This window comes from Campylobacter sp. FOBRC14 (assembly GCF_000287855.1).
GTDB lineage: Bacteria > Campylobacterota > Campylobacteria > Campylobacterales > Campylobacteraceae > Campylobacter_A > Campylobacter_A curvus.
Map to the genome: position 1 here is coordinate 1 of NZ_ALJJ01000002.1, position 4,105 is coordinate 4,105.

At 42.0% G+C, this 4,105-nt stretch carries 1 protein-coding gene and 2 rRNA genes; all 3 read right to left on the bottom strand.

The features are described 5' to 3' along the window. Nucleotides 1–41: 41 nt before the first annotated feature. Entirely contained in the window at nucleotides 42–434 is a 393-nt protein-coding gene (locus HMPREF1139_RS12040; protein ID WP_156795001.1) for a ComEA family DNA-binding protein, read from the bottom strand. A gap of 190 nt (nucleotides 435–624) precedes the next feature. Then, a 5S ribosomal RNA gene (rrf, locus tag HMPREF1139_RS00025) occupies nucleotides 625–743 on the bottom strand. Nucleotides 744–1,193: 450 nt separating this feature from the next. Next, a 23S ribosomal RNA gene (locus HMPREF1139_RS00030) occupies nucleotides 1,194–4,105 on the bottom strand; the annotation flags it as partial.

The window sequence follows — 4,105 nt, forward strand, 5'->3', positions numbered from 1 at the left end:
CCCCCCCCCCTATTTCACTACTCTTTTATATCTATTCTATACTACCCTATCATCTTCTCTTTCATCTTTTTAGTCTTGCTCTTCGTATCTTCTTTCATGTCTTTACTTTTATCTTCTGCTTTGCTTTTTATTTTTTCTTTGGTCTCTTTTACTTTATCTTTTTGTTTTTTAGCTTTTTCTTTTATGCTCGTATCTCCTGAGGTAGAAATATCCGATTTTAAATTTTCATATGTCTTGTCGCCTATGCCATTTACTTTCTTTAGATCTTCTATGGAGTTAAATTTGTTTGCCTTTCTATATTCTATTATGGCATCTGCCTTAGAGCTTCCTATACCATCCAAGCTCATGAGCTCCTCTTTAGTAGCAGTGTTTAAATTTACAGCTGCCAATGCTAATGAAGCAGTAGCTATCAATGACAATAATACCTTATTCATGTTTGTTCCTTTGATTTGAATTGAGGAGTGATTTTAGCATAGCAATCATAAATTTACATATAGAAGGTAGAACGAATTTATATTTTATGAGTATTTTTATATTATATGGATCAAATTTTTATAGTTTTATCATTTGAGTCAAGTTATTAAAGATTATTATTTATGAAAGAAAGTTTAGTATAAATAACAAAGCCCGCAGCGACCTACTTTTCCGACATCCCAGTAAGGGAGAGTATCATCAGCCATGACGAGCTTAGCTTCTTGGTTCGAGATGGAGCAAGGCGTTTCCTCGTCTGTATAGCCACGGGCAGTGTTAAATAAATAAATTAGCGGCTTGTCTTTTTTTGCTATACTTCGTTAAAATTTTACTCAGCTGCGGTCATTACCAACACGGTAACTCCCTTGCCTCGTAAAATTTCGCCTCGTCTAACAAAAAAATACTTCACCTTGTCATGTTAAGGCTCAACCTAAATTTAAGTTTTCGCAATTTATTTATTTAACACTACTTTTATTGTTAAAAGTCAAAGCGATGTTTCAATGATAAAAACAAGGTCTTGTTTGGGATATAAATTTAGATTAGAAATCTTATCAATTCTAATGCTAAATGATTTTACGAGTAGTTTTATGCTAGACGAGGCGTTTATTGAGTAAATAAGGGAGCTACCTTATCGGTAGTGACCGCGATTTACGAAATAAACAACGAAGTATAGTGTAAAGATACGAAGTAAAATTTATCCTTAACAAGGAAGTGATGCTTATAAAGATAAGCAGACGAGCTATTAGTACTGGTCAGCTAAAGGACTTTCATCCATTACACACCCAGCCTATCAAACAATTAGTCTAATTGAGCTCTTAAAAGAAGATTCATCTTGGAGTTGGCTTCGAGCTTAGATGCTTTCAGCTCTTATCACATCCCAACTTAGCTACCGAGCGGTGCCCTTGGCAGGACAACTCGTACACCAGTGGTTGGTTCGACCCGGTCCTCTCGTACTAGGGTCAACTCTCCTCAATCTTCTTACGCCCACGGCAGATAGGGACCGAACTGTCTCACGACGTTCTGAACCCAGCTCGCGTACCGCTTTAAATGGCGAACAGCCATACCCTTGGGACCTGCTCCAGCCCCAGGATGCGATGAGCCGACATCGAGGTGCCAAACCTCCCCGTCGATGTGAGCTCTTGGGGGAGATCAGCCTGTTATCCCCGGGGTACCTTTTATCCTTTGAGCGATGGCCCTTCCACACAGAACCACCGGATCACTAAGACCGACTTTCGTCTCTGCTTGACGTGTATGTCTCGCAGTTAAGCTGGCTTTTGCCTTTATACTCTGCGAACGATTTCCAACCGTTCTGAGCCAACCTTTGTAAGCCTCCGTTACATTTTGGGAGGCGACCGCCCCAGTCAAACTACCCACCAGACATTGTCCTACTTGAGGATAACTCAAGCTAGTTAGCTATCAGAATAAAAAAGAGTGGTATCTCAACAACGGCTCACTATAAACTGGCGTCTATAGCTCAAAGCCTCCCACCTATCCTGCACATTTTTATCCCAATAGCAGTGTCAAGCTGTAGTAAAGGTCCACGGGGTCTTTCCGTCTTGCCGCGGGTAGGAGGAATTTTCACCTCCACTACAATTTCACTGGATCCCTCTTCGAGACAGCTCCCATCTCGTTACGCCATTCATGCAGGTCGGTATTTAACCGACAAGGAATTTCGCTACCTTAGGACCGTTATAGTTACGGCCGCCGTTTACTCGGGCTTCGATCAAACGCTTCGCAGAGCTAACGTCATCAATTAACCTTCGAGCACCGGGCAGGCGTCACACCCTATACATCCACTTACGTGTTAGCAGAGTGCTGTGTTTTTGGTAAACAGTCGGGAGGGACTCTTTGTTATAACCTTCAATGCTTACGGAGTAAATCCTTCACAAAGTTAGGCACACCTTATACCGAAGATACGGTGCTATTTTGCAGAGTTCCTTGAAGAGAGTTCTTCCACGCGCCTTAGAATACTCATCCCACCCACCTGTGTCGGTTTACGGTACGGGCAACTATAACTAAACTTAGAAACTTTTCTTGGCTCGATGGTATCAAGGATTCACTATCCATTCCGAAGAACTTCAAATGCCTGTGGGGTCTCGGATAAAGAAATTCGGATTTGCCTGAATTTCAACCTACACCTTTCGACCAGCACTTCCATCCGCTGGCTCCTCTAACCTTAAGCGTCCTTCCATCGCACATCATAGTTGGCATTGGAATATTAACCAATTTTCCATCGCATACCCCTTTCGGACTTTGCTTAGGACCCGGCTAACCCTACGATGACGAGCATCGCGTAGGAAACCTTGGGTTTACGGCGTTAATGATTCTCACATTAATTATCGCTACTCATGCCTGCATGCTCACTTGCATCCGCTCCAGCGCTCCTTACCGGTACACCTTCAATGCTGAATGCAACGCTCTCCTACCACAGTGTCTATGAGTATTCATACTCTTTTTAAGCTTGTCATATTTTACGTTTAATCTATCTTTTGATTAGAGCAATTGAATAAAAATTTAATCCAAGAATCAAATCTAAAAAACGGATTAAGCGAAGTATTTCGAGATGGATTTAAATGTTGCAATGAAATTTTCGATCGAGATAAGCCATAAAGGCTATCGATTGAGAAAATTTCAAGCTCATTTAAAGACGCTCGAAAGACAAGCTAGTATAAATAATCATAGACACTATCTAAAGCTTCGGTACTCATTTTAGCCCCGTTATATTTTCCGCGCAAAATCACTAGACCAGTGAGCTATTACGCTTTCTTTAAAGGATGGCTGCTTCTAAGCCAACCTCCTGGTTGTTTCAGTAACTTCACATCGTTTTCCACTTAAATGAGATTTAGGGACCTTAGCTGTTAGTCTGGGTTGTTCCCCTCTCGACGACGGATTTTATCACTCGCCGCCTGACTGCCATGATTACACTATAAGTATTCGGAGTTTGATAGGGTTTGGTACATTGGTGTATGCCCTAGCCCATTCAGTGCTCTACCCCTTATAGCTACTACATGACGCTATACCTAAATATATTTCGGAGAGAACCAGCTATCACGATGTTTGATTGGCCTTTCACCCCTATCCACAAGTCATCCCATAGCTTTTCAACGCTAGCGGGTTCGGTCCTCCACTGGTTCTTACACCAGTTTCAACCTGCTCATGGATAGATCACATCGTTTCGGGTCTGCAGCATCTGACTAAACGCCCTATTAAGACTTGCTTTCGCTACGGCTCCGGGTTTCCTTAACCTCGCCAGACACCACAACTCGCAGGCTCATTATGCAAAAGGCAGTCCATCACACGTCATAAAGAATCGTGCTCTGAATGATTGTAAGCAAATGGTTTCAGGTTCTATTTCACTCTGATCACCTCAGTTCTTTTCACCTTTCCCTCACGGTACTTGTGCACTATCGGTCTAGTAGTAGTATTTAGGGTTGGATAGTGGTCTACCCAGATTCAGACAGAATATCACGTGTTCCGCCCTACTCAGGATACTGCTAAGTAAAATAAAGCTTTCATATACGGGAGTATCACCCTCTATGCTTGACCTTTCCAGATCATTCTATTAGCTAAATTTAGTCTATGTTGCAGTCCTACAACCCCACTAGTAAACTAGTGGTTTGCCCTCTTACGCGTT